This window comes from Streptomyces sp. NBC_00354 (assembly GCF_036106915.1).
GTDB lineage: Bacteria > Actinomycetota > Actinomycetes > Streptomycetales > Streptomycetaceae > Streptomyces.
In genome coordinates, this window is the sequence record NZ_CP107983.1 from 6,481,778 (window position 1) to 6,507,986 (window position 26,209).

Genomic DNA, 26,209 nt, shown 5'->3' on the forward strand with positions numbered 1-26,209 from the left:
TCGGGAGGAAAGCCATGAAGACCCACGACGGGATGTACATCGGCGGCGAGTGGCGGCCCGCCGCCGGACGCGACCGGATCGAGGTGGTCAACCCGGCCGATGAGCAGATCATCGGCCGGGTTCCGGCCGGCAACGCCGAAGACGTGGACGCGGCCGTACAGGCGGCACGTGCCGCGTTCCCCGGCTGGGCGGCCACGGCTCCCGCCGAGCGGGCCGCACTGATCGCGGCGCTGCGTGACGTGCTGATCGCCCGCAAGAGCGAGTTCGCCGAGACCATCACCGCCGAACTCGGCTCTCCGCGGGGCTTCTCGGAGATGGTCCAGGTGGGGGCGCCGATCGCGGTGTCCTCGTCGTTCGCCGAGCTGGGGGCCTCGTACGCCTTCGAGGAGCGGATCGGCAACTCCACCGTGCTGCTGGAGCCGGTCGGTGTCGTCGGCGCCATCACGCCCTGGAACTACCCGCTGCACCAGATCGTTGCCAAGGTGGCGCCCGCTCTCGCCGCCGGCTGCACCATCGTCCTCAAGCCGGCCGAGGACACCCCGCTGACCGCACAGCTCTTCGCCGAGGCCGTGCACGAGGCGGGCATCCCGGCCGGGGTGTTCAACCTGGTGACCGGGACCGGCCCGGTCGCCGGCCAGGCGCTGGCCGCGCACGAAGGGGTCGACCTCGTCTCCTTCACCGGCTCCACCGCGGTCGGCAAGCAGATCGGCGCCACGGCCGGCGCCGCCGTCAAGCGCGTCGCCCTCGAGCTCGGCGGAAAATCGGCCAATGTCATCCTGCCCGGGGCCGACCTCGCCAAGGCCGTCGCGACGGGCGTGGGCCACGTCATGAACAACTCCGGCCAGAGCTGTAACGCGCTCACGCGGATGCTCGTCCACCGCGACCAGTACGAGGAGGCCGTCTCGCTCGCGGCCACCGCCGTCGCCTCGTACCCCTCCGGCGACCCCCGCGACCCGGGCACCCGCCTCGGCCCGGTCGTCAACGCCAAGCAGCGCGACCGCGTGCGCGGATACATCGCCAAGGGTGTCGAGGAGGGTGCGCGCCTCGTCGCCGGCGGCCCCGACGCGCCGCACGAGCACGGGTACTTCATCGCCCCGACCGTGTTCGCCGACGTCACGCCCGAGATGACGATCGCGCAGGAGGAGATCTTCGGCCCGGTGCTGTCGATCCTCCCGTACGAGGACCAGGACGAGGCCCTGCGCATCGCCAACGGCACCGTGTACGGGCTGGGCGGCGCGGTCTGGGCGGCGGACGAGGAGACCGCCGTCGCCTTCGCCCGGCGCATGGACACGGGTCAGGTGGACATCAACGGCGGCCGCTTCAACCCGGTCGCGCCCTTCGGCGGCTACAAGCAGTCGGGCGTCGGCCGCGAGCTCGGCCCGCACGGCCTGGCCGAGTACCTCCAGACCAAGTCCTTGCAGTTCTGAGCCCCGAGAGACGGAATCGACCATGGTCCGTGCCGCCATCCTGCCCGCCGTCGGAGCCCCGCTGGAGATACGGGAGATAGTCCTGCCCGATCCCGGCCCCGGTCAGGTCCGGGTGCGGCTCGCCGCAGCCGGTGTCTGCCACTCCGATCTCTCCCTCACCGACGGCACCATGAGGGTGCCCGTCCCCGCCGTCCTCGGCCACGAGGGCTCGGGCACGGTCCTCGCCGTCGGTGAGGGCGTCTCGCACGTCGCCCCCGGCGACGGCGTGGTGCTCAACTGGTCCCCGTCCTGCGGGGAGTGCCACCACTGCTCGATCGGCGAGGTCTGGCTCTGCGCCAACGCGCTCACCGGGGTCGGCGCGGTCTACGCCCACGACGCCGCGGGCACGCCGCTGCACCCGGGGCTGAACGTGGCCGCGTTCGCCGAGGAGACGGTCGTCGCGGCCAACTGCGTGCTGCCCGCGCCCGCCGGGATCCCGCTCGCCGAGGCCGCCCTGCTCGGCTGCGCGGTGCTCACCGGCTACGGCGCCGTCCGCAACAGCGCCCGGGTCCGCCCCGGTGAGTCCGTCGCCGTCTTCGGCGTCGGCGGCGTCGGCCTGGCGGCCCTCCAGGCCGCGCGGATCGCCGAAGCGGGCCCGATCGTGGCCGTCGACGTCTCTCCGGCCAAGGAGGAGCTGGCCCGCGCGGCCGGGGCCACCCACTTCGTCCTCGCCTCCGACACCACCGCCAAGCAGATCCGGGCCCTCACCGGCGGCCAGGGCGCCGACGTCGCCGTCGAGTGCGTCGGCCGGGCGGAGTCCATCCGCGGAGCCTGGGACTCCACCCGCCGCGGCGGCCGCACCACGGTCGTCGGCATCGGCGGCAAGGAGCAGCAGGTCTCCTTCCACGCCCTGGAGATCTTCCACTTCGCCCGCACCCTCACCGGCTGTGTCTACGGGAACAGCGACCCCGCCCGCGATCTCCCGGTGATCGCGGACCACGTCCGCGCGGGCCGCTTCGACCTCGCCTCTCTGGTCACCGACCGCATCACCCTCGACGGCATACCGGCAGCCTTCGACGCGATGCTCGCCGGCAAGGGCGGCCGCTCGCTGGTCGTCTTCCAGCCGTAGGACACCGCTTCCAGCCGTAGGACACCGCGCAGCGTCGCCGCGGAACTCTCACCCGCCCGCCTTCGGGAGGGCGGGGTTCCGCGGCCCGAGCCGGTCCCACTCGCTGTAGTCCCGCAGCGTGATGTCCTCTGCGGTCCTGCGGGCGATCCTTGCCGCCATGTCCTTCCCCGGCAGATACGGCATGACCTTGTAGTAACGGTTGAGGAGCGTGGCCGTCAGACGGCTCCCGGGAACCATGAGCCTGGCGACGCCGTCGCCCATCTTCTGGCAGCCCGCCGCGTACTTCCGCAGTTCGTCCTCGTAGCGGGCGAACGCGACACGGTGGTCTCCGCGTGCCGCGGCCAGCTCGCCGGCCAGCACGTACGCGCCGACCAGGGCGAGTCCCGTACCCATGCCGGACAGGGACGAGGGGCAGTGGGCGGCGTCGCCGAGCAGGGCGATCCGGCCGCGGCTCCAGGAGTCCATGCGGACCTGCCCGACCGAGTCGAAGTAGAAGTCGGGCGCGTACCGCATGTCCTCCAGCAGCCGGTCGCTCTCCCACCCGTTGCCCGCGAACTGCTCGGCGAGGACGGCCTGCTGCCGGGCGACCTCGCGCCGGTCGAGGTCCAGGAGCGGGGAGGCGAAGTAGAAGACGGCCTTGGCCTCGGTGTTGTGCCGGGCGCTGTACATCGCGACGAGCCTGCCCGCCGTGCGGTAGGCGTGTCCGGTGTGGTCGAGCCCGAGCCGGTTGGCCGTGGTGAAGATCGCGCAGTGGACACCGAGGTGCCGTACGAACTGCTCCTCCGGGCCGAACGCCAGGCGGCGGGTGGTGGAGTGCAGCCCGTCCGCGCCGATCACCAGGTCGAACCGGCGCGGCGCGCCGCGCCCGAAGGTGACGGTCACGCCCTCGGCGTCCTCGGTGAGCGAGGTGACGGAGTCCCCGAAGACGTACTCGGTGTGCGCCGCGGTCGCTTCATAGAGGATCCGCGCCAGGTCGCCGCGCAGGATCTCGACGTCTCCGGCGAACAGGTCGGCGGGCAGCTGCGCTTGCGGCCTGCCCGCGCTGTTGACGTACGCCATGGAGCCCATGCCGGTCCGGGCCCGTTCGACGGCGTCCAGGATGCCCATGCCACGGAGGACCGACAGATGGGCCTCGCCGCGGAAGTCGACGGCGTAGCCCCCGTCGCGGAGGGCGGGCGCGCGTTCCACGATCGTGGTGGTGAAGCCGTACCGGTGGAGCCAGTGGGCGAGCGCGGGGCCGGCGACGGAGGCGCCGGAGATCAGTACGCCGAGCTTCTTCGTCTCTGTGGTGTCCATGCCGGTGAGCTTCCACGGCAGGGCTCACCGCGGGCTCACCGCGTGCTCACCGCCTCGACGACGCGTTCCGCGACGTCCGCGGGCAGGCCCAGCAGGCGGAGCGCTTCCGGGGTGTCGGCCCCCGTCCTCAGCGCTGCCTCGGCGGCCTCCCGGTAGCGGGTCCGGGCCGCTGCACGGTCGCCGCGCGCCTCGGCGATGCGGCCGAGGCCGACGAGCGTACGGACCCGGGTGCCGACGCTCTTGACCCAGTGCGGGTCGGCACGCTCCAGAGCCTCCTCGTACAGCCGCTCCGCGTCGGCCGGGTCCCCGTCCAGCAGGGCCATGTCGGCCAGTCCGCGCAGCGCCGCCGCCAGCCCGGTGGGGCTGCCGGCGCGGCGGGCGAGCGCGGCGGCCTCCTTATAGTCGGCGCGGGCCGACGCCGGGTTCTCGCCGACGCGCTGGTCGGCCCGGTTGACGAGCAGGTCGGCGCTGTCCTCCAGGGCGCCGAGCTGCTCGGTGAGCGCGAGGGCCTCGTCGGTGAGCGCGACGGCCCGTACGTGGTCACCGCGCCCGCCCGCCATGCCGGCGAGGGTGTCCAGGGCCAGGGCGGTGCCCCAGCGGTCACCGAGCTCGCGGAACCCTTGGGCGGCGGCGCCGAAGGTCTCCTCGGCCAGGGCGGTGTCCCCCTCACCGAGGGGCCCGAAGCCCGACACGTACCGGGCTGTGGCCCGCGCCCACGGTTCGGGGCAGTCGCGCTGGGCCGAGACGAGTGCGAAGGCGCTCCGCGCGTCGGCCTCGCCCGCGTTCCGCATCATCCACAGAAACAGGCCGACGGGGTAGCGGCCCGTGCGGGCACCCGACCACGCGGCGGCCAGCGCCTGCTCGGCCGCCGCCCGGTGCCGTTGCCACACCGGCCGCCCGGCCGCGCCCGAAGCCGCCAGCAGCACGCACAGGACGTACTCCTCGCCGAGCCCGGCCCACGGCGCCGCCTCACCCGTCCCGCCGCCGATCGCTTCGCCTTCCGCCTCGCCCGGCACCGAGCCCGTCGCGCCCATCGCGTCGAGGAGCGTGATCGCCTGCGGTGCCACCGAGGCCGAGATGCCCCGGATCCACAGGTAGTGCGAGGCAGCGGCGAGCAGTTCGAGGCCCGTGCGCACATCCGGCGACCGGACCGCCCAGTGCAGCGCCGCCAGGAGGTTCCCGTGCTCGACGGTGAGGCGGGGCAGCCACTCCAGTTGCTCGGCCCGCCGCAGATGCGGGTCGGCGGTCCGCGCCAGCTCCAGGAACCGCCGGGCGTGGGCGCGCCGTACCGCATCGCGTTCGCCCGCCGCGTCGAGCCGTTCTCCGCCGTAGGCGCCGATCGTCTCCAGCATCCGGTAGCGGCCGCCCGCGAACTCCAGAAGCGATTTGTCGACCAGAGCTTCGAGCGTCTCGCCGTCGGTGTCGCACACCCGTATCGCGGACTCGGCCGTAGCGCCGCCCGCGAAGACCGTGAACCGCCGTGCGGCCCGCTGCTCCGGCGCGGAGAGCAGCTCCCAGCTCCACGCGACGACCGAGCGCAGCGTCCGGTGGCGCTCGTCGGAGCCTCGGCTGCCGCGGGCCGCGACCCCGAGCCGGTCGTCCAGCCGTCCCGCGAGTTCGTCGGCGTCCAGCGTCCGGATGCGCGCCGCCGCGAGCTCGATGGCCAGGGGCAGATCGTCGAGGGCCGCGCAGATCCGCCGGACGACCTCGGGGTCGGCGGTGAAACCGGGCCGTACGGCGCCCGCCCGCTCGCTGAAGAGCCGTACCGCCGCGTCACCGTCGAGCGGCCGCACGGGCCAGAGGCTCTCGCCGATGATGCCGAGCGGCTCCCGGCTCGTCGCCAGGACCCGCAGCCGCGGGCAGGCCGCCAGCAGCCGCGCCGCCAGCGCCGCGATCTCGTCCACGACGTGCTCGCAGTTGTCCAGGACGAGCAGGAGCATCCGGTCCGAGAGCGCTGCGATCAGGCGGTCGACCGGCGTCTGCCCGCTGTCGCCCACGCTCAGCCCGGTGGCGCGCAGGCCGAGCGCGCTCAGCAGCGCCTGCGGCAGACCGGCGCCGTCGCGCAGTGGGGCCAGCTCCACGAAGCACACCTCGTCCGCCCCGGCCCCGGTGCCGGCGGCCCCCGCGACCTCCACGGACAGCCGCGTCTTGCCGACGCCGCCGGGCCCGGTCAGCGTGACCAGCCGGGCCACCCGCAGCAGACCCGCGACCTCGGCCACCTCGCCGGCGCGCCCGACGAACGCCGTCAGCTGCGCGGGCGGCGCCGTGGGTGCCGGTCCCGCATCGGCGCTCAGCAACTCCCGGTACAGCGCAGTGAGTTCGGGGGAGGGGTCGGTGCCCAGCTCATCGGCCAGATGCCGCCGGGTCTCCTCGTACGCCACCAGCGCGGCGGCCGGGCCTCCCTCGGCGAACAGTGCCCGGATCAGCAGCCCCGCGAGCCGTTCCCGCAGCGGATGGCGGCCGACCAGCTCGCGCAGCTCGGGTACGGCGCCGGCCTGCCCGCCGAGCAGGCACTCGGCCTCGATCCGGTCTTCGAGCGCCCCGAGCCGGCGCTCTTCCAGACGTACGGCGGCAGGCCGGGCGCTCTCGCTCTCGGCGAGGCCGGCCAGCGCCGGGCCCCGCCACAGCCCCAGCGCCTCGCGCAGCAGCGTGACGGCCCGCTCGGCGTCGCCGGCGCGCAGCGCGGCCCGTCCCTCCTGGGCCAGCCGCTCGAACCGGCAGGCGTCCACGTCCTCCTGAGGAACCACGATCCGGTACCCGGCCCCGGCCTGCTCGATCGCGGCCCCCGGGCCGAGGGCCTTGCGCAGTCGGGACACCTGGGACTGGAGGGCGTGCGCAGAGAGCGTCCCGTCCGGGTCGACGCCATCGGCCAGCCGGTCCGCCGACACGGCCTCTCCCGGGTGGGTCAGCAGCAGGGCCAGCAGGGCGCGGCGGGCCGGTCCGCCCAGCGGAACCTCGGCCCCGTCGTCGTGCCACGCCCGGGTCTCACCGAGGATTCCGAACAGCATGCCGGTGATTATCCACCGGAGTCGATCAGTTGATCCGCTGATCGGTCGATCAGACGTGGGCGATCGGGCCGAGATAGGTCCCGCCCGAGACGTCGATCGTCTGGCCGGTCACCCACCGGCCCTGCGGGCCCGCCAGGAAACCGACGACATCGGCGACGTCCTCGGGCTCGCCGAGCCGGCCGAGCGCGGTGATGGATTCCAGTGCGGCGACCGCCTCGGGGACGGCGGTGTAGCCGGCGGTCATGTCGGTCCGCACCGCGCCGGGTGCGACGGTGTTCACCGTGATGCCCCGGCTGCCGAGCTCGTTGGCCAGCGACGGCGTCATCGACTCCAGCGCCGCCTTGCTGATGGTGTAGCCGATCTGTGTGGAGACGGCGAACCGGCTGGCCGTCGAACCCATGTTGACGATGCGGCCGCCGTCGTTCAGCAGCGGCAGCGCCCGCTGGACCACGAAGAACGGCGTGCTGACGTTGACGGCGAGCAGCCGGTCGAGCTCCTCGGGGGTGACGTGCGCGATCGGATTGCCGGAGATGATGCCCGCGTTGTTGACCAGGATGTCCAGCCCGCGCCCCGCCAGCCCCGCGGTCAGGCCCTCGAACAGCCGGTCCACGGCGCCGTCCTCGCCGAACCGGGCCCGGATGGCGAACGCCCGGCCGCCCGCCGCCTCGATCTGTGCCACGGTCTCCTCGGCCGCTGCCTCGTTGCCGCCGTAGTGGACGGCGACCAGCGCGCCCTCGGCAGCGAGCCGCAGCGCGACCGCCCGGCCGATCCCGCGCGAACCGCCCGTCACCAGCGCCGTCTTGCCGTTCAGTGCGCCCGTGCCCATGCCCGTGTCCGTCCCCATGGCCCTGTCCCTCGCTCGGCGGCCGGTCCTCGGTGGATCCGGCGATGGGGCAACAGTCGCGGTGGCGGCTCACCGCACGCTCACCGCCGGCTCACCGGCCCACCGCCGGTGCGCCCGGCGGTGGGCCGTTCAGGTCTCGGGCAGCGCCTCGTACTGGAGGGCCAACCCGTCCAACAGCGCGGCCAGGCCCGTCTCGAACGCGCCCTCGTCCACCTCGCGCTGACGCTCGGCCAGCAGGTGGGCCTGGCCCAGGTGGGGGTAGTCCAAGGGGTCGTACGCCGCCTCGTCGTCCACGAAACCCCGGGCGAAGGAGCCCACCGCCGAGCCCAGGATGAAGTACCGCATCAGCGCGCCGATCCGGGTCGCCTGCGCCGGGGGCCATCCTGCGGCCGTCATCGCGCCGAACACGGCGTCCGCCAGCCGCAGTCCGGCCGGGCGCCGGCCCGGGCCGCGCGCCAGCACCGGCACGATGTTCGGATGGTCGGACAGCGCGTCCCGGTACGAGTGCGCCCAGTCGCGCAGGGCGGTCTGCCAGTCCCGGCCCGCCCCCGGCTCGAACATCGACAAGTCGACCCGCGCGCTCACTGCGTCCGCTACCGCGTCCAGGATCTCGTCCTTCGTGCGGAAGTGGTTGTAGAGGGAGGGTCCGCTGACCCCCAGCGCGGCCGCCAGCCGCCGCGTCGACACCGCCTCCAGCCCCTCCGCGTCCACCAGCGCGCCCGCCGCCTCCACGATGCGGTCTCGGCTGAGGAGGGGCTTGCGCGGTCTGGCCATGCGCCACATAGTAGGGCCTGCCCGCCATAAACTACCGGTGCTAGTTAAGCGTGCCGGTCCACGCCGCCACACCCGGAGGTGCCCGGTGAACCTGGAGCTGAGCGAGGAGCAGGAGGCCGTACGCCGGCTCGCCCGCGAGTTCACCGAGCGCGAGATCGTCCCGTACGCCGCCGAGTGGGACCGCGCCGAGAGCGTGGACCGGGCCATCGTGAAGAAGCTCGGCGGCCTCGGCTTCCTCGGGCTGACCGTCCCCGAGGAGTACGGCGGCTCCGGCGGCGACCACCTCGCCTACGTCCTCGTCACCGAGGAGCTCGGCCGCGGCGACTCGGCCGTGCGCGGCATCGTCTCCGTCTCCCTCGGCCTGGTCGCCAAGACCCTCGCCGCCTGGGGGACCGAGGAGCAGAAACGTTCCTGGCTGCCCCGCCTCTGCTCGGGCGACGCGCTCGGCTGCTTCGGGCTGACCGAGCCCGGCACCGGCTCCGACGCCGGCAGCCTCACCACCCGCGCCGTGCGCGAGGGGGACGCGTACGTCATCAGCGGCAGCAAGATGTTCATCACCAACGGCACCTGGGCGGACGTGGTCCTCCTCTTCGCCCGCACCGGCGACGAGCCCGGCCACCGCGGGATCTCCGCGTTCCTCGTCCCCACCGACACCCCCGGCCTGACCCGGCGCGAGATACACGGCAAGCTCGGCCTGCGCGGCCAGGCCACCGCGGAACTCGCCCTCGACGGCGTCCGCGTCCCCGCCTCCGCGATGGTCGGCCCCGAGGGCAAGGGCTTCTCCGTGGCCATGTCGGCCCTCGCCAAGGGCCGTATGTCGGTCGCCGCCGGGTGTGTCGGCATCGCGCAGGCGGCGCTGGACGCCGCCGTCTCGTACGCCGCCCAGCGCGAGCAGTTCGGCAAGCCGATCGCCCACCACCAGCTGGTCCAGGAGCTGATCGCCGACATCTCGGTCGACGTGGACGCGGCCCGGCTGCTGACCTGGCGGGTGGCCGACCTCGTCGACCGCGGGCAGCCCTTCGCCACCGAGTCCTCCACCGCCAAGCTCTTCGCCTCCGAGGCCGCCGTGCGCGCCGCGAGCAACGCCCTCCAGGTGCACGGCGGTTACGGCTACATCGACGAGTACCCGGCCGGCAAGCTGCTGCGCGACGCCCGGGTGATGACCCTGTACGAGGGCACGAGCCAGATCCAGAAGCTGCTCATCGGCCGCGCCCGCACCGGCGTCTCCGCCTTCTGACTCCTGCGTCATGCGTTCTGAGTACGCATCTGAGTACGTGTGCGGATGTGGCTCCGGTCACGCCGCCCGATGCTGGGTCCATGAACGAGACACCGGTCAAGCAGCGCAACTCGACGGCGTACTACGGCCAGGCCGTCGCGTCCTTCGGCGTCGCGATCTGCGCCGTGGCCCTGGGGATCTACAACCTCCAGGTGGACGGCTGGGTCCGCGCCTTCCTCGGCATCGCCGTCCTCTACCTCACCACCTCGGCCTTCACCCTCGCCAAGGTGATCCGCGACCGCCAGGAGCTCACCCAGATCGTCAGCCGGGTCGACCAGGCCCGGATGGAGAAGATCATGGCCGACTACGACCCCTTCCAGCCGAAGGTCTGATCGCGGGCCGCTCTGTCGCCGAAGTCCGCTAAGCGCTTGCTCACCCTCCGGTAGGGTGTTCCTTTCACAGGACGAAGAGGGTGAGCGAGCGATGGACAGCGCGGAGGAGACGACCGGCGGCTACCGGCCGTGGTCGGAGGTCACCCCCGACGCCGCGCGGCGGCTGCTCGTCGCCGCCGTCGAAGCGTTCGCGGAGCGCGGGTACCACGCCACCACCACGCGTGACATCGCAGGGCGGGCCGGGATGAGCCCGGCCGCGCTCTACATCCACTACAAGACCAAGGAAGAGCTGCTCCACCGGATCAGCCGGATCGGCCACGACAAGGCGCTCGAGATCCTGGAGACCGCCGCTTGCGGCCCGGGCTCGGCCGCCGAACGGCTCGACGCCGCCGTACGGTCCTTCGTGCTGTGGCACGCCGCGCACCACACCACCGCGCGCGTGGTCCAGTACGAGCTCGACGCCCTCGCTCCGGAGCACCGCTCCGAGATCGTGGCACTGCGCCGGCAGAGCGATGCCGCCGTGCGCCGCATCCTCGCCGACGGGGTCGCGGCCGGGGAGTTCGACGTGCCGGACGTCCCCGGCACCACCCTCGCCGTCCTGTCCCTGTGCATCGACGTGGCCCGCTGGTTCAGCACGGCCGGCCACCGTACGCCCGACGAGGTCGGCGCGCTCTACGCCGACCTCGTCCTGCGCATGGTGGGCGCGACCCCTGACGCACCCGCCTTCGCAGCGCCTCAGAAGTAGTAGCGGGACACCGACTCCGCCACGCACACCGGCTTGTCGCCGTCCTCGCGCTCGACCGTGACCGTCGCCGCGACCTGGACGCCGCCGCCCGCCTGCGTGACCTCCGTGATCACGACGGTGGCGCGCAGCCGCGAGCCGACCGGCACCGGCGCCGGGAAACGCACCTTGTTCGTGCCGTAGTTGATGCCCATCTTCATGCCCTCGACCCGCATGACCTGCGGCACCAGGCTCGGCAGCAGCGACAGGGTGAGATAGCCGTGGGCGATGGTGGAGCCGAAGGGTCCGCCCGCGGCCCGCTCCGGGTCCACGTGGATCCACTGGTGGTCACCGGTGGCATCGGCGAACAGGTCGATCCGCTTCTGGTCCACCTCCAGCCACCCGCTCGGACCGAGCGTTTCCCCGATCCCTGCGTGCAGCTCCTCGGCGGACGTGAAGATCCTCGGCTCGGCCATGCGTCTCCCTCTCCCTGGCGAACAAGCGCTTGCTCAGCGCTGCTCAGCATGCTGGGGCCGCATGTATCTGTCAACGACACGTCTGTCAACGAATGTCGGCCCGGCCGACTACCCTCGGCGTCGTGCCGAAGATTCCCGAGAAAATCCACGAGCTCACCGTCGGCCAGCTGTCCGCCCGCAGCGGGGCGGCCGTCTCCGCGCTGCACTTCTACGAGACCAAGGGCCTGATCAGCAGCCGTCGCACCGCCGGCAACCAGCGACGCTACAGCCGCGACGCACTGCGCCGGGTGGCCTTCGTACGCGCCGCCCAGCGCGTCGGCATCCCGCTCGCCGCCATCCGCGACGCACTCGCCCAGCTCCCCGAGGAGCGCACCCCCAACCGCGAGGACTGGGCACGGCTTTCGGAGGCCTGGAGCGCCGAGCTCGACCAGCGGATCACCCGGCTGATGCGCCTGCGCGACCACTTGTCCGACTGCATCGGCTGCGGCTGCCTCTCGCTGAAGAACTGCGCCCTGTCCAACCCGGACGACAAGTTCGGCGACCAGCTCACCGGCTCGAGGTTGTAGCGGCGGTCTCCGTACCGGCCGCCTCGAGGGCCGCCGACACCAGCTCGGCATTCGAGCGCGCCGGCCGCCCGTCCGGCAGGTGCAGTACGTCGCCCACGCCGATCCGTGCGCCCGCACCGCACCGCGCGGCCAGCCGCAGCACCGGCCAGGCGGCGGCCTCCCGCCCGAACAGCAGCAGCGGCACCGGCGGCAGCCACCGCAGCCCCGCCACCAGCGCCGGATCGGCCACCGCCAGCTCCACCGCCAGCCGGATCCGTCCAGGGTCCCGCACCGGCCAGGCCAGGAACCGCGCGAGCGCACCCGGCGCCGGCTCCACCGCCCCTGCCTCAGCCCCCGGCCCGGCGCCCTCCCCGCCCAGCGGAACCATCGCGTCCACCGCCACGCCCCGCGCCAGCAGGGCCTCGGCCAGCTCCTCGGCCCCCGGCTCCGCGAAATGCACCACCGCCCGGTCCGGCAGCACCGTCCACGACCGGACCCGCTCCAGCCGCCCCGCCGGATCCGGCTCGGCCCCGATGCCCGCGGACACCGAAAGCGGTACGGAGACCCCCGCGCCCCGCACCGCCTCCAGCAGCGGCCCGACGACCCGGGGCGACAGGCTCTCCCGGCCGCACGGGGTCCGCGGATGGACCAGCACCTCCCCGGCCCCGGCGGCGACCGCCCCCAGGGCCGACTCCACCACGTCCGGCGGGGACAGGGGCACGGCCCCGCCGTCGGCGGCAGCGCGCCCGCCGTTCAGCGACACCGACACCGATAGCGACACCGCCACCGGCGCCGACACCCGAAGCCCCCGCAGGCTCATGCCGCCCCCGCCGAAGCCGGATCCGTGGCCGAGTCCGCCAGCGCCGGCCGCGGCACGACGATCCCGCAGCCCGCGCACACCGGTCCGTCCCAGGCCCACGCCCCCTCCCAGTTGCCATGCCCCGCGCGGGGCCCCCGTCTCTGCCCCGGCATGTGCGCGGGCCAGCGCAGCTCCTGCTCCCCGCAGACCGGGCACCCCGTCCCCGGCTCCGACTCCAGCGCCGTGACCAGCCGCCGCAGCACCTCGCCCAGCGTCCCGTCGGGCCGCACCCCCGGATCGGCGCACCGCACCACCGCGTCCCCACTGCCGCCCCACGCCCACTCCGGGCGGCGCAGCCCGTGGTACTTCTCCCGCCGGCGCCGCTCCGCGAACTGGCGCTCGTACTCCAGCCAGACCGCCCGCGCCTCCTCCAGCTCCTCCAAGGCCGCGACCAGCCGCAGCGGATCGGCCCCCCGGTCCTCGGGGGCGATCCCGTGCCGGTCGCACAGATGCCACCACGTCGCCCGGTGCCCGTACGGAGCGAACCGCTCCAGGCAGCGGCGCAGCGAATGGCGCCGCAGGGCACGGTCATTGCGTGCGTCCCGCACCTGGTACGCCAGACTTCGGAATCCCGCCATGACACCTTCACCTCCGTCGCGCCCACGCCCGCACCGGGGGGCGTCGTATTACGTCGAACGACGACGCACCGTGAGATGTGCCCAACATGCCCGGTCAGCTGCGGGCGCATGCGGGGGCGGTCGAGGCGTGCGGGTGGCACATGGCCGGAACTCAGCGCCCCATGCGCCCCGCAGCAACCACGAGCCGGGCCAGCTCCTCGTGGCAGATGTCGCTGTGCGCCCCCGAGGGCGGACCGCCGCGCCGCACCACGGACCCGGTGTCCACACTGACGCAACCGGCCTCCGGGACCCCCTCACGCAAGGCCGTGTCGAGGCTGATCCGCGGCGCGCCCGGCACCGCCTGCACCCCGTCGTGACCGATCGCGCCCCACCGCTCGTCGAAACCGAGCAGACCGGCCGAATCCCCTGCCATCCGGGAGGCCAGCGGATAGAAGACCTTGAGGGCCGAATCGTACGAGGAGTGGCAGGCGAGCACCGGGCCGTCGACCCGGCGCTGCATCCCGCGCAGCGCCCCGCCGCTGCCCTTGTCGTGGGGGAGCCGGTCGGCGAAGGCGTAGTGGGAGAAGGCCCCTTGGAGCAGGGTCGCCGATTTCACGTACCGGGTCCCGTCCGGCACCGCGCGCAGCGCGAAGGACACCACCCGGGCCCCGAAGCTGTGGCCGATCAGATGGATCCGCAGGGCCGGGCGGTGGCCCGCCAGTTCGGCCAGTACCGGGCCGAGGCCGCGCTCGCCGACGACCCCGGCCCGCTTCTTCATCTGGTAGTACGTGGCCTGTCGCAGCAGCTCCTTGGCGCCGTTCCACAGCGCGCGCAGGCCGCCGCCGACGGAGAATCCGGGCTCGGCGGCGCCTCCGGGCAGGGCGCCCGACGCGATCAGCCCTTCGGTGAAGGCACGGCACACCTCCAGCACGTCGTGCGTGAAGATGGCGGGCACGTCCCGCACGGCGGGGACCGCGACGGCCGTGACGGCTGCGACACCCGCGACACCCGAGGCGGTCGCGTCGGACGCCTCCGCCGGATCGGCCACGTCCACCGCATCCACCCCCGCCAGCTCCCGTACCAGCGCGCCGAATTCGGTGAACGCGGCCGCCGACTCCGGCCGGTCCTCCAGCAGTTCGGCGACCCGGTCCAGCTCCGCCACCCGCCCCGGCCAGAACTCCGCGAGCGCCCGCAGCGTGGCGGGGTCCAGCGCCGTCCCGTGGCTCGGCTCGGCGAGCGTGGCGTGGGGGTCGAAGTCCGGAATCGGCTCGTCCGAGAACCGGATCGAGGGCCAGACGACGCCCACGTACCCCAGCCGCACGCCCGGCCCCACCAGTCCCGGGAAGGGGGCGTAGAAGCGGTCGAAGAGCCGGGTCGACGTCGACCGGTCGCTGTTCCAGCCGTGCGCGAAGACCAGTAGATCGGTGGCCTCCAGCGCAGCCACCGCATCCTGCGTGCTCCGGTCCACGTCCCCGTCGGAGTCGAAGGTCAGCTCCGCGTACGGACCGACCCCGATCCCGCCACTCGACGCCGTTGCATCCGACATGAGGTCCCCCTCCGCGCCGTCTCTCCGGTGCCGTCCAGCATCCTGCTGCCGCCCCTACCCGGCCAGACCCCTGCCACCCACGGATTCACGCGGATTCACGCGGGTTCACGGGTACAGCAGGTACCGCCCCCGCACGGCCGCGAACCGCTCCAGCCCCGTCGCCCAGTCGGCCGCGATCTCCTCGACCCCTGCCCCCGCGTCCACCATCTTCCGGACCCGGTCCGAGCCGGTCAGCTGGTCGATCCAGTGGTCCGTGCGCCACGCGAAACCGGACCACGTCCGCTTCGCGGTCACCAGCAGCCCGACCCCGGCCCGTACCGGATCGAAGGCCGCCCGGTCGTGCACGATCAGCCGGACCCCGCCGCACACCTTCCCGGCGAACTTGGAGAACGTCGGCGTGAAGTAGGCCTCCCGGAACCACACCCCGGGCAGTTCCAGCGCCTGGGCCGCCTCCGCCCACCGCCGGTCCAGGCCCTCCGCGCCGACCACCTCGAAGGGCGTGGTCGTACCGCGCCCCTCCGACAGGTTGGTGCCCTCGAACAGGCAGGTGCCGGCGTACGCGAGGGCCGTGTCCGGCGTCGGCACGTTCGGGCTCGGCGGCACCCAGGGCAGTCCGGTCGCCCCGAAGAAGGAGTCCCGCCGCCACCCGGTCATCCGTACCGTGCTCAGCCTGACCGGCTGCGCGGCCAGGAACTCCCCGTTGAACAGCAGGGCCAGCTCGGCCACCGTCATCCCGTGCGCGAGCGCGATCGGCTCCCGGCCCACGCCGCTCGCGTACGCGCGCTCCAGTACGGGCCCGGCGGCCGACCGGCCGCCCACCGGGTTCGGCCGGTCCAGTACGACCACCGCCTTGCCGGCCAGTGCGGCCGCGCGCATGCAGTCGTACAGGGTCCAGATGTAGGTGTAGAAGCGCGCCCCGACGTCCTGGATGTCGAAGACGACGGTGTCGATCCCGGCCGCCGTGAACACGTCCGCGAGCTTCTGCCCGCTCTTGCCGTACGTGTCGTACACCGGCAGCCCGGTCGCCGGATCGCGCCCGGCCGCCTCCGAATCGCCCGCCTGCGCCGTCCCGCGGAACCCGTGCTCCGGCCCGAACACCGCCACCAGGTTCACCCTTGCGTCCGCATGCAGTACGTCGACCAGGTGGCGGGCGTCGGCGGTGATCCCGGTGGGGTTGGTGACCACCCCGACCCGCTGCCCGGCGAGCACCGCGTAGCCGTCGGCGACGAGCTGATCGAAGCCCGTGCGCACCCGGCCGGCGGCTTCCGCCGGCTGGTCCGGGGCCCGGCCGGGCCCCGCGCCCACCGCCCCGAGAGTCCCCAAGGCCCCCGTCGTCCCCGCCAGCCCCAACAGCCCCCGTCGTGACAGCGTCATCCGGCCACGCTATGCGCCTGCCCTCTTCCACCCCGACATACCGACCGGTTAGTCTGCCCGGCATCCGGCCATGAAAGGTGATCCCCGTGAGCGCGTACCAGGACCAGCGAGTCGTCGTCACCGGCGCGGGCGGCGGCATCGGCGCCGCCCTCGCCCACCGCTTCGCCGCCGAGGGGGCCACGGTCGTGGTCAACGACCTCGACGCCGCCAAGGCCGCCGCCGTGGCGGGCGAGATCGGTGCCCGGGCGATCGCGGTCCCGGGCGACGCGTCGGCCGTCGTGGCGCAGGCCCGCGAGACGCTCGGCGGACGGGTGGACGTCTACTGCGCGAACGCCGGACTCGCCTCGGGCGGCGACGCGTTCGCCGACGAGGCCGTGTGGGAGGCGGCCTGGGACACCAACGTCATGGCGCACGTCCGCGCTGCCCGGCTGCTGCTGCCCGACTGGCTGGAGCGCGGAAGCGGGCGCTTCGTGTCCACCGTCTCGGCCGCAGGGCTGCTGACCATGATCGGGGCGGCGCCGTACAGTGTCACCAAGCACGGTGCGCTCGCCTTCGCGGAGTGGCTCTCGCTGACCTACCGCCACCGCGGCGTGCAGGTCCATGCCATCTGCCCGCAGGGGGTGCGCACCGACATGCTGACGGCCGCGGGCTCGGCGGGCGAACTCGTCCTCGCGCCGACCGCGATCGAGCCGGAAGCGGTTGCGGACGCACTGTTCGACGGCATGGAGAAGGGCCGGTTCTTGATCCTCCCGCACCCCGAGGTCGCGGACTACTACGCCGCCCGCGCCACCGAACCGGACCGCTGGCTCGGCAGCATGAACCACCTCCAGCAGAAGTGGGAGACCAGGTGACCCGGCCCTCGGGCTATGCCGCCAAGCCGTGGCTCGGGCTGCTCAGCCCGGCCCAGCGCGCCCCCCTCTCCCCGCCGCCCAGCCTGCTGCACGCCTTCCGTGACGCCGTCGCCCGGGCCCCGGAGCGCACCGCGCTGGCCTACTTCGACGGCCGCATCGGCTACGCGGAGACCGACGCGCTCTCCGACTCCGTCGCCGGCCACCTCGCCGTGCACGGCATCCGCCGCGGGGACCGGGTCGCCGTCATGCTGCAGAACACCCCGCACTTCGTGCTCGCCGTCCTGGGCGCATGGAAGGCCGGGGCGGTGGTCGTCCCGCTCAACCCCATGTACAAAGCGGGCGAGATCGGGCACATCCTGCGGGACTCGGGGGCTTCCGCGCTGGTGTGCGACGGCCGCGCGTGGTCGGCGTACGTGGCCGAGGCCGTCCGCGGCACGGCCGTACGGGTCGCCCTGACCGCCTCGGACCGGGACTTCCAGACCCGGAACGACCCGCGCGTCTTCGCCCCGGCGGAACCGGGCTCCGCCGAGCCGGGCTCCGCCGAGCCGGGCTCCGCCGAGCCGGGCTCCGCCGCCGCGCCGGACCCGACCGCGCCGGGCTCTGCCCCGCCGTCGGCAGGCGCCGCCGGACTGGTCCCGCAGCAGCGACACCCGCAGGCCGGACCCTCCAAGGCAGGACCCTCCAAGGCAGGACCCGTGCAGCCCGGACCCGCCCGCCCCGACGCCGAACGCCCCGGCATCCCGGCACCGGCCCGCGGGGTGGCCCCGGCCGACCTCACCGCCGTGGCCCGCCAGGGCCACCCCGCCCCGCCGGACCCCGGCCTCACCGCCGCCGACACCGCGCTCATCAGCTACACCTCCGGCACCAGCGGCACCCCCAAGGGCGCCATGAACCCGCACGGCGCGCTCACCCACAACGCCGTCCGGCAGGTCACCGGGCACCCGCTCCCCGAGGGCGCCGTGTACTTCGCCCTCGCGCCCCTGTTCCACATCACCGGCATGGTCTGCGAGCTCGGCGCCTGCTTCGCCAACGCCGGCACCCTCGTCCTCGCCCACCGCTTCGACGCCGGCGTCGTCCTCGACGCCTTCCTCGAGCACCGCCCCGCCTACACCGTCGGTCCGGCCACCGCCTTCATGGCCCTCGCCGCCCACCCCGAGGCCGCCCCGGACCACTTCGCCTCGTTCCAGGTGATCTCCTCCGGCGGCGCCCCGCTCCCGCCCGCCCTCGTCGAACGCCTCCGCGCCGCCTTCGGCTTCTACCTCCGCAACGGCTACGGTCTCACCGAGTGCACCGCGCCCTGCGCCTCCGTGCCCGTGCACCTCGAAGCCCCGGTGGACCCCGCCTCCGGCACCCTCTCCGTGGGCCTGCCCGGCGCGGACACGCTCGTACGGATCCTGGACGAGCAGGGCGGCGAGGTGCCCTTCGGCGAGGCCGGCGAGATAGCCGTCCGGGGGCCCCAGGTCGTCCCCGGCTACTGGGGGCTGCCGGCGGACACCGCCAAGGCCTTCCCAAACGGCGAACTGCGTACCGGCGACGTCGGGTTCATGGACGCGGACGGCTGGCTCTACGTCGTCGACCGCAAGAAGGACATGATCAACGCCTCCGGGTTCAAGGTCTGGCCGCGCGAGGTCGAGGACGTGCTCTACACCCACCCCGCCGTGCGCGAGGCGGCCGTGGTCGGCGTCCCGGACCCGTACCGCGGGGAGAGCGTGAAGGCGTACGTGAGCCTGCGTCCCGGCACCTCGGCGCTGCCGGAGGAGCTGTCCGCGTACTGCGCCGCGCGCATCGCCGCGTACAAATACCCGCGGCAAGTGGAGATCCTGCCTGTCCTGCCGAAGACGACGAGTGGCAAGATCCTGCGACGGGAACTGCGCGACCGCGGCTGAAAACAGTCGTACGGTCGTACAGCCGGTCGTACGGCTGGTGCGTACGGCCGGTCCGTACGGCTGGTCGTACGACCAGAGAACAGGGAAGGGAAGGTCAGCGCCATGGCTGCCAGGACCACGGAGCCCGAAGGCACGAACGAAGCCCCGGTGCCGCAGCGGCTGCTGGCCGTCGCCACCCGGTTGTTCGCCGAGCGCGGCTACGACCGCACCTCCGTACAGGAGATCGTCGAGGCGGCCGGGGTCACCAAGGGTGCGCTCTACCACTACTTCGGATCCAAGGACGACCTGCTGCACGAGGTGTACTCGCGGATGCTGCGCCTCCAGCAGCAGCGCCTGGACGCGGTGGCCGATTCCGATGCCCCGGTCGAGGAGCGGCTGCGCGCCGCGGCCGCCGACGTGGTGGTCACCACCATCGAGAACCTCGACGACGCGGCGATCTTCTTCCGGTCGATGCACCAGCTCAGCCCGGAGAAGTTCAAGCAGGTGCGGGCGGAGCGCCGGCGCTACCACGAGCGCTTCCGGGCGCTGGTCGAGGAAGGCCAGCGGACCGGAGTGTTCTCCACCGCCACGCCCGCGGACCTGGTGGTGGACTACCACTTCGGCTCCGTCCACCACCTGTCCACCTGGTACCGCACGGACGGCCCGCTCACGCCGCAGCAGGTCGCCGATCACCTCGCCGACCTGCTGCTGCGCGCGCTGCGACCGTAGGAGAGCGGTCAGGGCGTCAGGTCACCCGTTACGGGGCCACCTTCAGCAGCTTGTTCGCCGTGCCCGGCGACGGGTTGCTCACCGCGCCCGCCGTGGCCGCGGCCGTCAGTGCCGCGGCCGTCTGCGCCGGGGTCGCGGACGGGTGCCCGGCCAGGTAGACCGCCGCGGCGCCCGCAACGTGCGGGGTGGCCATGGAGGTGCCCGAGATGGTCTTGGTGCCGGTGTCGCTGTCCTTCCAGTCGGAGGTGATGTCCGAACCCGGCGCGTACAGGTCCACCACGGAACCGAAGTTCGAGAACGAGGACTGTTCGTCGTCGATGGTGCTCGACGCCACGGTGATCGCCTCCGGAACCCGCGCGGGGGAGCCCTTTGCGGCGTCGGCCGATTCGTTGCCCGCCGCCACGGCGAAGGTGACACCCGAGGCGATGGCCCGGCGCACGGCCTCGTCCAGCGCCTCGTCCGCGCCGCCGCCCAGGCTCATGTTGGCCACCGAGGGCCCCGAGTGGTGCTGGGTGACCCAGTCGATGCCGGCGACGACCTGCTCGGTGGTGCCGGAGCCGTTGTCGTCCAGCACCCGCACCGCGACCAGCTTCGCCTTCTTGGCGACGCCGTGCGCGGTCCCCGCGATGGTGCCCGCCACGTGCGTGCCGTGGCCGTTGCCGTCGTCGGCGCTGTCGTCGTTGTCCACCGCGTCGAAGCCGGACGTCGCGCGGCCGCCGAAGTCCTTGTGCGTCGTGCGTATGCCGGTGTCGATGACGTACGCCGTCACGCCCTCACCGGCGCTGTCGGGGTAGCTGTACTTCTTGTCGCCCGCCTTGGCCGTCTGGTCGATCCGGTCCAGACCCCATGAAGGCGGGTTGTCCTGAGTGGCGTTGATGGTGAACTTCTTGTTCTGCACGACCTTGCCGACGGCCGGGTCCGCGGCGAGCCGCTTGGCCTCGGTCTCGCTCAGGCCCGCGGCCGAGAAGCCGTTGACCCCGGAGCTGTAGGAACGCTTGAGCTCGCCTCCGTACTTCTTGGCCAGCTGTTCCTTGTTCGCGGATGCGTCAAGTATGACGACGTAGCTTCCGCTGATCGCGCCGGGCGCGCCCAGTCCGTAGACCGTGCCCTCGGCCGGTGACGCCGCCCCTGCGAAGGGGGTGGCGAGCAGGGTCACGGCGGCCGCTGTGGCGGCTCCCGCGCCGACTGCTGCGTACCGGAAACCGCGCGAACGCTTGTGAGTTGCCATCTGGAGGGTTCTCCTCATGTTGACGTGTGGGGCGTCAAACCTTCTGGAGAACCCTGATCCGATTGACAGGCGCAAATCAAGAACGCCTCGGCGTGGCGGGGTTGTTCAACAAGGTTTCTTAAAAGACCTCCCGCATCGCCTTCACTTCGCACATGAGTTCACACGAACTCCCGCACGATTCCCACACGTTCACGAACGGCCCGCGTACTTCTTCAGCTCCCGGTGCGCCAGTGAACGCTGGTGCACCTCGTCCGGACCGTCCGCCAGCCGCAACGTCCGTGCCGCCGCCCACAGTTCGGCCAGCGGGAAGTCCTGGCTCACCCCGCCCGCGCCGTGCAGCTGCACCGCGTCGTCCAGGATCCGCACCACCGCCCGCGGGGTCGCGATCTTGATGGCCTGGATCTCGGTGTGCGCACCCCGGTTGCCGACCGTGTCCATCAGCCAGGCCGTCTTCAGGACCAGCAGACGCAGCTGCTCCACCGTGACCCGGGCGTCCGCGATCCAGTTCTGTACGACGCCCTGCGCGGCCAGCTCCTTGCCGAAGGCCGTACGGCCCACCGCGCGCCGGCACATCAGCTCGATGGCCCGCTCCGCCATGCCGATCAGGCGCATGCAGTGGTGGATCCGGCCCGGGCCGAGCCGGGCCTGGGCGATCGCAAAGCCGGTGCCCTCCTCACCGATCAGGTTCGCGGCCGGGACCCGGGCCCCGTCGAAGACCACCTCGGCGTGGCCGCCGTGGTCGTGGTCCTCGTACCCGTACACGGTCATCGCCCGGCGCACCTCGACCCCAGGGGTGTCGCGCGGGACCAGGATCATCGACTGCTGGCGGCGCGGATCGGCGCCTTCCGGGTCCGTCTTGCCCATGACGATGAAGATCTTGCAGTCCGGGTTCATGGCCCCGGAGATGAACCACTTGCGTCCCGTGACCACATACTCGTCACCGCTCGCCGAGCGCTCGATCCGCGTCTCGATGTTCGTCGCGTCCGAGGAGGCCACCTCGGGCTCGGTCATCGCGAAGGCGGACCGGATCTCGCCGGCCAGCAGCGGCTCGAGCCACTGCTTCTTCTGCTCCTCGTTGCCGAACTGCGCGAGCAGCTCCATGTTCCCGGTGTCCGGGGCCGCGCAGTTGGTCGCCATCGGCGCCAGGTGCGGGCTGCGGCCGGTGATCTCGGCGAGCGGGGCGTATTGGAGGTTGGTCAGCCCGGCGCCGTGCTCGGCATCGGGAAGGAAGAGATTCCACAGGCCCTGACGGCGCGCTTCGGCCTTCAGCTCACCGAAGACGGCCGGGGTGTCCCAGGGCGAGGCCAGCCGCGCGCGCTGCTCGGCGGCGACGGGCTCCGCCGGGTACACGTACTCGTCCATGAACGCGAGCAGCCGCTCGCGGAGTTCCTCGGTCCGGGCGTCGAATGCGAAGTCCATGGGTGTGCCTCAGCCTTTCTGGCCGTTTTCGAATGGATGGAGGCCTTGGAGGGTGGTCAGACCGTGCTCGATGAAGACCGGGACCAGCTCGCCGATCCGGTCGAAGCCCGCGCCCACCGTCTGCCCGAGCGTGTACCGGTAGTGGATGCCCTCGAGGATCACCGCGAGCTTGAACCAGGCGAAGGCCGTGTACCAGGCGATCGCGCCGGTGTCCCGGCCGGAGCGGGCGGCGTACCGCTCGATCAGCTCGGCCGGCGCCGGATGTCCGGGCGCGCCGCTCGTCGTACTGACCGGGGAGTCGGTCAGCCCCAGGTCCGAGCTGTACATCACCAGCAGTCCGAGGTCGGTCAGCGGATCGCCGAGCGTGGACATCTCCCAGTCCAGCACCGCCCGGATCGTGTCGTCCGGACCGCCGATCAGTACGTTGTCCAGCCGGAAGTCGCCGTGCACGACGGTCGGGGCGGGGGAGTCGGGCAGGGCGCGGCCGAGCGCGCCGTGCAGCTCGTCGATGCCCGCGAGCTCGCGCCCCCGGGAGGCCGCGAGCTGCTTGCCCCAGCGGCGCAGCTGCCGGTCGAGGAAGCCCTCGGGCCGGCCGAAGTCGCCCAGGCCCACCGCCTCCGGGTCCACCGCGTGCAGGTCGACCAGCGTGTCGACCAGGCCCAGGACCGCCCGCCGGGTGCGCTCGGGGCCGATCGCGGCCAGCTGTCCGGCCGTCCGGTACGGCACCCCGTCCACGTACTCCATGACGTAGAACGGCGCCCCGAGGACCGACTCGTCCTCGCACAGCAGCAGCGGCTCGGGCACCGGCACGGCCGTACCGTGCAGCGCCCGGATCACCCGGTGCTCGCGCCGCATGTCGTGCGCCGTGGCCAGGACGTGACCGAGCGGCGGGCGGCGCACCACCCAGCGGGCGGTCCCGTCGGTGATCTCGTACGTGAGGTTCGAGCGGCCGCCTTCGATCAGCCGGCCGCGCAGCGCCCCGGCCGCGAGCCCCGGCCGCGCCCGGTCGAGATGACCGCGCAGCCGCTCCAGATCGAGGCCCCGGGGGCCGGCTGAAGCGGACGCAGACGCTGAGGTCATGGTGCGCACCTCCGTGCGGAGTGGACGAGGACGAGCGAACGAGAGACATCATGCCGACCAGTCGGTATGTCGTCCAGTGCGCAGGGCCCACGAGTACGGGCCGGAGGGGATCCTCCGGCCCGTCCACGGCTCGGAACAGCGGGTCGGAACAGCGGGTCAGAACGCCGGCGCCGCGCGTGTCACGCGTGGCAGAGGATCGGCGTGCCGCCGTTCATCACGGTCATGTCCTGGAGCACCGCCAGTATGTTCAGCGGCGCCCCTTCCGGCTCGCCGGCCAGCTCCGCGTACGCCCGGTGCAGGTTCGCCACCAGCCGCTCGCTCTCCCGCCACGTCCCGAACTCGCCGAGATCGGCCTCGCGCGCCACCTCCAGCGGGCTCAGCTCCTTCGCCCTGCCCTCCCGGGCGAGTTCGGCCACGTACTGCAGGTAGCGCTCGGTGGCCTCGTAGGCGGACGGGTCCGTCAGCGGCCCGTGGCCCGGTACGACGGTCTCCGCGCCCAGCGAGCGCAGCAGCTCCAGCGCCCGCAGCGAACCGGCCAGCGAGCCCATCGCCAGGAACGGCGTGCCCTCGGCGAAGACCAGGTCGCCGGTGAACACGGTCCGCTGCCGGGGCAGCCACACGATCGAGTCCCCGGTGGTGTGCGCGACGCCCGGGTGGATGACCTGGACCTCCGTCCCGCCGAGGTGGAGGGTCGTCCGGTCGTTGTACGTGAGGTCGGGCGGGGTGATCTCGATCGCGCCGAAGTCGGTCGTCGGCCAGATCATCTCCAGCTGGTGCCCGGCGGCGAGCTGCTCGGTGCGCGCGTTGTCGTGCCCGAGGATCAGGGCCTCGGGGGCGAAGACGCCGTTGCCGTACGTGTGGTCGCCGTGGTGGTGGGTGTTGACCACCGTGCGCGGCAACGGCACCCCGGCCGCCACGACCGCCTCGCGCAGGGCCAGCGCCCGCCGCTCGGTGGCCGCGGTGTCGATGAGCAGGGTCCGGCCGCCGTCGCTCACGAAGCCGGCGTTGTTGAGGCACCAGCCGCCGTCCGGCTGGACGTAGGCGTAGACCCCGCTCGCGGGCTGGACGAGGTACGGCTCTTCGGCGGTCATCTGCTCTCCCCTGGGTCGCTCTGACAAGCGGTCAGCATCCTGCCAGTCGCGGCGGCGCCGGGGGAGAGCGGGGGCCTGCCGGTCCGGCCGGTTTTCAGCGGCTTCAGCGGCCCGTCAGCAGCCCGTCAGTGGTCGTCGTAGTGGCCGTCGTGCTCGGCGTGCCGGTGCCCGTCGTGCACGTAGTCCACGTGGTCGCCGTGCTGCACGGCCTCGTGCCCGCAGGCCGGTCCGTGGGCGTGGTCGTGGGCCTCGTGGGCGTTGTGCCCCGCGGCCTCGCACTCGTCCCAGTGCCCGGAGTGCTCGCGGTGCAGATGGCCGTCGTGCGCGTAGTCGACGTGGTCGCCGTGGGACACCTCGGTGTGGCCGCAGCCGGGGCCGTGGGTGTGCTCGTGGGTGGGGTGTTCCTGGTGCATGGTCGTCATGGCGCCGAGGCTAATGCGGAACGCCCCTTATCGCCTGTTGTGTCCCAAGTGGCGCGGACAAGCCGGATCATCCGACCAGCCGCTCAGAAGATGACCGCCACCGCGAAGACCGACAGCGCCACCGTGCACGCCACCGCCGCCAGCGCCGACCGCGGTGCGAGCCCCGGCGGCCGGGTCGCCGCCAGCTGCCGCATCCGCACGTGCGCGACCCCCAGGAACGCCAGCCAGATCAGTACGATCACCGCCGCCCCGAGCACCTCCACCGGCGAACCCGACCCGCGCAGCGCCTGCCGCAGCGCCAGCACCGCCGTCACCGAGCACGCCAGCGTCGTACGCCGCCACGCGAGACGGGTCCGCTCGGGCTGCAGCCCCGCGTCGCGCCCCGCCGTACCGGAGGACGTCACTGCCCGCTCGTCCAGCCCAGCAGCACCACCAGCACCATCGACACCGCGACCAGCCCCACCCCCAGGCTCAGCACCACCGGGAACCGGGACAGCGGCAGGTCCTCGCCGAGCCGCATCGCCCGCTCGCAGCGCACCCAGTGGTTCACCGCCCGCAGCGCGCAGGCCGCACCCACTGCGAGCAGCGCGAGGGACATCCCGACCCGCACCCCCCAGCGCAGGTCGGGCAGGAACTGGTCCACCGCGAAACCGCCGCCCACCAGGGCGAGGGCGGTCCGGATCCAGGCCAGGAAGGTCCGCTCGTTGGCCAGCGAGAAGCGGTAGTCGGGGGTCTCGCCCTCGTCCCTCAGCCGCTGCGGCGCGAACCAGAGGCGCACGTCCTTGACGAAGTCGATCACCTGATCAATCTACTGGGCGGACTTCCGGTGCGCGCGCAGTCGCCGGTACGCCTCCAGCCCGTCGGGCACCCACTCCCACTCGCCGTCCGCGACCCGCTCGGCCAGCTCCTCCTCGGGCAGCCATGCGTGCCAGGCCACCTCCGACTCCTGCGGCCGCACCGGCAGATCGCAGCGCACCTCGTGCACGTACGACCACCAGGCCCCGCCCGGCCCCTCGTACAGGAACTTGAACAGCGGCACGGGCTGCGCCAGCCCCTGCACGCCCAGCTCCTCCTCGGCCTCCCGCAGGGCGGCCTGCGCGTAGCTCTCGCCGGCGCCCAGCACCCCGCCCACGAACATGTCGTAGGCGGACGGGAAGACCAGCTTCGAGGCCGTCCGCCGGTGCACGAAGATCCGCCCCTGCGCATCCCTGGCCTGCACGAACACACACCGGTGGAGCAGCCCGCCCGCGTACACCTCGCCCCGCGGCGCCTGGCCCGTCACCCGGTCTTCCCGGTCCACCACGTCCAGTACTTCATCAGCAGCACTCACACGGCTCATCCAACCACCGCTGTTGACTGGTTACCGCTCCGTAGCCAAGGA

At 73.1% G+C, this 26,209-nt stretch carries 26 protein-coding genes; 9 read left to right on the forward strand and 17 right to left on the reverse strand.

All coding sequences use genetic code 11. From position 1 onward, the window contains the following. Positions 1-14 precede the first annotated feature (14 nt). Both OHT74_RS29715 and OHT74_RS29720 read left to right on the forward strand, forming a co-directional pair. Complete coding sequence (locus OHT74_RS29715; RefSeq protein WP_266668510.1) at positions 15-1,427, forward strand: aldehyde dehydrogenase family protein; 1,413 nt, start codon at positions 15-17, stop codon at positions 1,425-1,427. A 22-nt stretch (positions 1,428-1,449) separates the two neighbouring features. Further along, positions 1,450-2,535, forward strand: coding sequence for a Zn-dependent alcohol dehydrogenase (locus OHT74_RS29720; RefSeq protein WP_328621882.1), 1,086 nt, complete (start codon positions 1,450-1,452; stop codon positions 2,533-2,535). A 48-nt stretch (positions 2,536-2,583) separates the two neighbouring features. Here the strand turns inward: OHT74_RS29720 and OHT74_RS29725 are convergent, their stop codons facing one another. From OHT74_RS29725 to OHT74_RS29740, 4 genes are all read right to left on the reverse strand, one after another. Then, the gene (locus OHT74_RS29725) at positions 2,584-3,831 is read right to left on the reverse strand and encodes an FAD-dependent monooxygenase (protein ID WP_328621883.1); all 1,248 of its coding nucleotides are present in this window, start codon (positions 3,829-3,831) and stop codon (positions 2,584-2,586) included. A gap of 35 nt (positions 3,832-3,866) precedes the next feature. Beyond that, positions 3,867-6,839 (reverse strand): BTAD domain-containing putative transcriptional regulator, encoded by a 2,973-nt coding sequence (locus OHT74_RS29730; protein WP_328621884.1) that lies wholly within the window; start codon positions 6,837-6,839, stop codon positions 3,867-3,869. A 49-nt stretch (positions 6,840-6,888) separates the two neighbouring features. Then, positions 6,889-7,683, reverse strand: coding sequence for an SDR family oxidoreductase (locus OHT74_RS29735; RefSeq protein WP_328621885.1), 795 nt, complete (start codon positions 7,681-7,683; stop codon positions 6,889-6,891). A 129-nt stretch (positions 7,684-7,812) separates the two neighbouring features. Further along, the gene (locus OHT74_RS29740) at positions 7,813-8,457 is read right to left on the reverse strand and encodes a TetR/AcrR family transcriptional regulator (RefSeq protein WP_328621886.1); all 645 of its coding nucleotides are present in this window, start codon (positions 8,455-8,457) and stop codon (positions 7,813-7,815) included. A gap of 85 nt (positions 8,458-8,542) precedes the next feature. Here OHT74_RS29740 and OHT74_RS29745 point away from each other — a divergent pair, with 85 nt between their 5' ends. The 3 genes from OHT74_RS29745 (at position 8,543) to OHT74_RS29755 (ending at position 10,810) form a co-directional block, all read left to right on the forward strand. Next, positions 8,543-9,694: an acyl-CoA dehydrogenase family protein gene (locus tag OHT74_RS29745; RefSeq protein WP_266668522.1), complete on the forward strand. Its 1,152-nt coding sequence runs from the start codon at positions 8,543-8,545 to the stop codon at positions 9,692-9,694. An 80-nt stretch (positions 9,695-9,774) separates the two neighbouring features. Next, entirely contained in the window at positions 9,775-10,065 is a 291-nt protein-coding gene (locus OHT74_RS29750) for a YiaA/YiaB family inner membrane protein (protein ID WP_266668524.1), read from the forward strand. Positions 10,066-10,156: 91 nt separating this feature from the next. Next, positions 10,157-10,810 carry a TetR/AcrR family transcriptional regulator gene (locus OHT74_RS29755; protein WP_266668526.1) on the forward strand — a complete coding sequence of 218 codons (654 nt, stop codon included), beginning with the start codon at positions 10,157-10,159 and terminating at the stop codon, positions 10,808-10,810. Here OHT74_RS29755 and OHT74_RS29760 read toward each other — a convergent pair. After that, positions 10,801-11,262 carry a MaoC family dehydratase gene (locus OHT74_RS29760; protein WP_266668528.1) on the reverse strand — a complete coding sequence of 154 codons (462 nt, stop codon included), beginning with the start codon at positions 11,260-11,262 and terminating at the stop codon, positions 10,801-10,803. The two genes, OHT74_RS29755 and OHT74_RS29760, sit on opposite strands and share 10 nt — an antisense overlap. A gap of 122 nt (positions 11,263-11,384) precedes the next feature. Here OHT74_RS29760 and soxR point away from each other — a divergent pair, with 122 nt between their 5' ends. Next, positions 11,385-11,828: a redox-sensitive transcriptional activator SoxR gene (soxR, locus tag OHT74_RS29765; RefSeq protein WP_323139602.1), complete on the forward strand. Its 444-nt coding sequence runs from the start codon at positions 11,385-11,387 to the stop codon at positions 11,826-11,828. On the opposite strand, the gene OHT74_RS29770 is transcribed toward soxR, so the two are convergent. From OHT74_RS29770 to OHT74_RS29785, 4 genes are all read right to left on the reverse strand, one after another. Then, entirely contained in the window at positions 11,809-12,594 is a 786-nt protein-coding gene (locus tag OHT74_RS29770; protein WP_328621887.1) for a 3-keto-5-aminohexanoate cleavage protein, read from the reverse strand. The two genes, soxR and OHT74_RS29770, sit on opposite strands and share 20 nt — an antisense overlap. 29 nt (positions 12,595-12,623) lie before the next feature. Next, positions 12,624-13,244, reverse strand: a complete 621-nt coding sequence (locus tag OHT74_RS29775; RefSeq protein WP_266668534.1) for a hypothetical protein — start codon at positions 13,242-13,244, stop codon at positions 12,624-12,626. 151 nt (positions 13,245-13,395) lie between these two features. Beyond that, positions 13,396-14,769 carry a serine-threonine protein kinase gene (locus tag OHT74_RS29780; protein ID WP_266668536.1) on the reverse strand — a complete coding sequence of 458 codons (1,374 nt, stop codon included), beginning with the start codon at positions 14,767-14,769 and terminating at the stop codon, positions 13,396-13,398. 105 nt (positions 14,770-14,874) lie between these two features. After that, positions 14,875-16,143, reverse strand: coding sequence for an exo-beta-N-acetylmuramidase NamZ family protein (locus OHT74_RS29785; RefSeq protein WP_328621888.1), 1,269 nt, complete (start codon positions 16,141-16,143; stop codon positions 14,875-14,877). Positions 16,144-16,220: 77 nt separating this feature from the next. Between OHT74_RS29785 and OHT74_RS29790 the strand changes: the two genes are divergently transcribed. The 3 genes from OHT74_RS29790 (at position 16,221) to OHT74_RS29800 (ending at position 19,588) form a co-directional block, all read left to right on the forward strand. Next, a complete protein-coding gene (locus OHT74_RS29790; RefSeq protein ID WP_266668539.1) occupies positions 16,221-16,994 on the forward strand; it encodes an SDR family oxidoreductase in 774 nt (257 codons plus the stop codon). Further along, positions 16,991-18,880, forward strand: coding sequence for an AMP-binding protein (locus tag OHT74_RS29795; protein ID WP_328621889.1), 1,890 nt, complete (start codon positions 16,991-16,993; stop codon positions 18,878-18,880). The genes OHT74_RS29790 and OHT74_RS29795 overlap by 4 nt, the downstream gene beginning before the upstream one ends. 102 nt (positions 18,881-18,982) lie before the next feature. Then, positions 18,983-19,588 (forward strand): TetR/AcrR family transcriptional regulator, encoded by a 606-nt coding sequence (locus OHT74_RS29800; protein WP_266630735.1) that lies wholly within the window; start codon positions 18,983-18,985, stop codon positions 19,586-19,588. 28 nt (positions 19,589-19,616) lie between these two features. On the opposite strand, the gene OHT74_RS29805 is transcribed toward OHT74_RS29800, so the two are convergent. The 8 genes from OHT74_RS29805 to OHT74_RS29840 form a co-directional block, all read right to left on the reverse strand. Further along, on the reverse strand, positions 19,617-20,816 hold the full coding sequence (locus tag OHT74_RS29805; protein ID WP_266668543.1) for a S8 family peptidase: 1,200 nt from the start codon (positions 20,814-20,816) through the stop codon (positions 19,617-19,619). A 189-nt stretch (positions 20,817-21,005) separates the two neighbouring features. Beyond that, positions 21,006-22,235 (reverse strand): acyl-CoA dehydrogenase family protein, encoded by a 1,230-nt coding sequence (locus OHT74_RS29810; protein WP_266668545.1) that lies wholly within the window; start codon positions 22,233-22,235, stop codon positions 21,006-21,008. Positions 22,236-22,244: 9 nt separating this feature from the next. Next, positions 22,245-23,315 (reverse strand): phosphotransferase family protein, encoded by a 1,071-nt coding sequence (locus OHT74_RS29815; protein WP_266668547.1) that lies wholly within the window; start codon positions 23,313-23,315, stop codon positions 22,245-22,247. Between the two features lie 179 nt (positions 23,316-23,494). Further along, on the reverse strand, positions 23,495-24,406 hold the full coding sequence (locus OHT74_RS29820) for an MBL fold metallo-hydrolase (protein WP_266668549.1): 912 nt from the start codon (positions 24,404-24,406) through the stop codon (positions 23,495-23,497). Between the two features lie 125 nt (positions 24,407-24,531). Then, on the reverse strand, positions 24,532-24,828 hold the full coding sequence (locus OHT74_RS29825) for a hypothetical protein (RefSeq protein WP_328621890.1): 297 nt from the start codon (positions 24,826-24,828) through the stop codon (positions 24,532-24,534). Between the two features lie 83 nt (positions 24,829-24,911). Then, on the reverse strand, positions 24,912-25,232 hold the full coding sequence (locus OHT74_RS29830; protein ID WP_266668553.1) for a DUF202 domain-containing protein: 321 nt from the start codon (positions 25,230-25,232) through the stop codon (positions 24,912-24,914). Then, the gene (locus tag OHT74_RS29835; RefSeq protein WP_328621891.1) at positions 25,229-25,627 is read right to left on the reverse strand and encodes a YidH family protein; all 399 of its coding nucleotides are present in this window, start codon (positions 25,625-25,627) and stop codon (positions 25,229-25,231) included. Before OHT74_RS29835 ends, OHT74_RS29830 begins: the two co-directional genes overlap by 4 nt. 9 nt (positions 25,628-25,636) lie before the next feature. After that, positions 25,637-26,158: an NUDIX hydrolase gene (locus OHT74_RS29840; protein ID WP_328621892.1), complete on the reverse strand. Its 522-nt coding sequence runs from the start codon at positions 26,156-26,158 to the stop codon at positions 25,637-25,639. Between the last annotated feature and the right edge of the window lie 51 nt (positions 26,159-26,209).

Coding starts and splice junctions, on each gene's coding strand:
- OHT74_RS29715 (WP_266668510.1), top strand. CDS start 15: ATGAAGACCCACGACGGGATGTACATCGGCGGCGAGTGGCGGCCCGCC.
- OHT74_RS29775 (WP_266668534.1), bottom strand. CDS start 13,244: ATGGCGGGATTCCGAAGTCTGGCGTACCAGGTGCGGGACGCACGCAAT.
- OHT74_RS29730 (WP_328621884.1), bottom strand. CDS start 6,839: ATGCTGTTCGGAATCCTCGGTGAGACCCGGGCGTGGCACGACGACGGG.
- OHT74_RS29720 (WP_328621882.1), top strand. CDS start 1,450: ATGGTCCGTGCCGCCATCCTGCCCGCCGTCGGAGCCCCGCTGGAGATA.
- OHT74_RS29820 (WP_266668549.1), bottom strand. CDS start 24,406: ATGACCGCCGAAGAGCCGTACCTCGTCCAGCCCGCGAGCGGGGTCTAC.
- OHT74_RS29825 (WP_328621890.1), bottom strand. CDS start 24,828: ATGACGACCATGCACCAGGAACACCCCACCCACGAGCACACCCACGGC.
- OHT74_RS29800 (WP_266630735.1), top strand. CDS start 18,983: ATGGCTGCCAGGACCACGGAGCCCGAAGGCACGAACGAAGCCCCGGTG.
- OHT74_RS29740 (WP_328621886.1), bottom strand. CDS start 8,457: ATGGCCAGACCGCGCAAGCCCCTCCTCAGCCGAGACCGCATCGTGGAG.
- OHT74_RS29750 (WP_266668524.1), top strand. CDS start 9,775: ATGAACGAGACACCGGTCAAGCAGCGCAACTCGACGGCGTACTACGGC.
- OHT74_RS29755 (WP_266668526.1), top strand. CDS start 10,157: ATGGACAGCGCGGAGGAGACGACCGGCGGCTACCGGCCGTGGTCGGAG.
- OHT74_RS29805 (WP_266668543.1), bottom strand. CDS start 20,816: ATGGCAACTCACAAGCGTTCGCGCGGTTTCCGGTACGCAGCAGTCGGC.
- OHT74_RS29735 (WP_328621885.1), bottom strand. CDS start 7,683: ATGGGGACGGACACGGGCATGGGCACGGGCGCACTGAACGGCAAGACG.
- OHT74_RS29725 (WP_328621883.1), bottom strand. CDS start 3,831: ATGGACACCACAGAGACGAAGAAGCTCGGCGTACTGATCTCCGGCGCC.
- OHT74_RS29785 (WP_328621888.1), bottom strand. CDS start 16,143: ATGACGCTGTCACGACGGGGGCTGTTGGGGCTGGCGGGGACGACGGGG.
- OHT74_RS29780 (WP_266668536.1), bottom strand. CDS start 14,769: ATGTCGGATGCAACGGCGTCGAGTGGCGGGATCGGGGTCGGTCCGTAC.
- OHT74_RS29810 (WP_266668545.1), bottom strand. CDS start 22,235: ATGGACTTCGCATTCGACGCCCGGACCGAGGAACTCCGCGAGCGGCTG.
- OHT74_RS29815 (WP_266668547.1), bottom strand. CDS start 23,315: ATGACCTCAGCGTCTGCGTCCGCTTCAGCCGGCCCCCGGGGCCTCGAT.
- OHT74_RS29760 (WP_266668528.1), bottom strand. CDS start 11,262: ATGGCCGAGCCGAGGATCTTCACGTCCGCCGAGGAGCTGCACGCAGGG.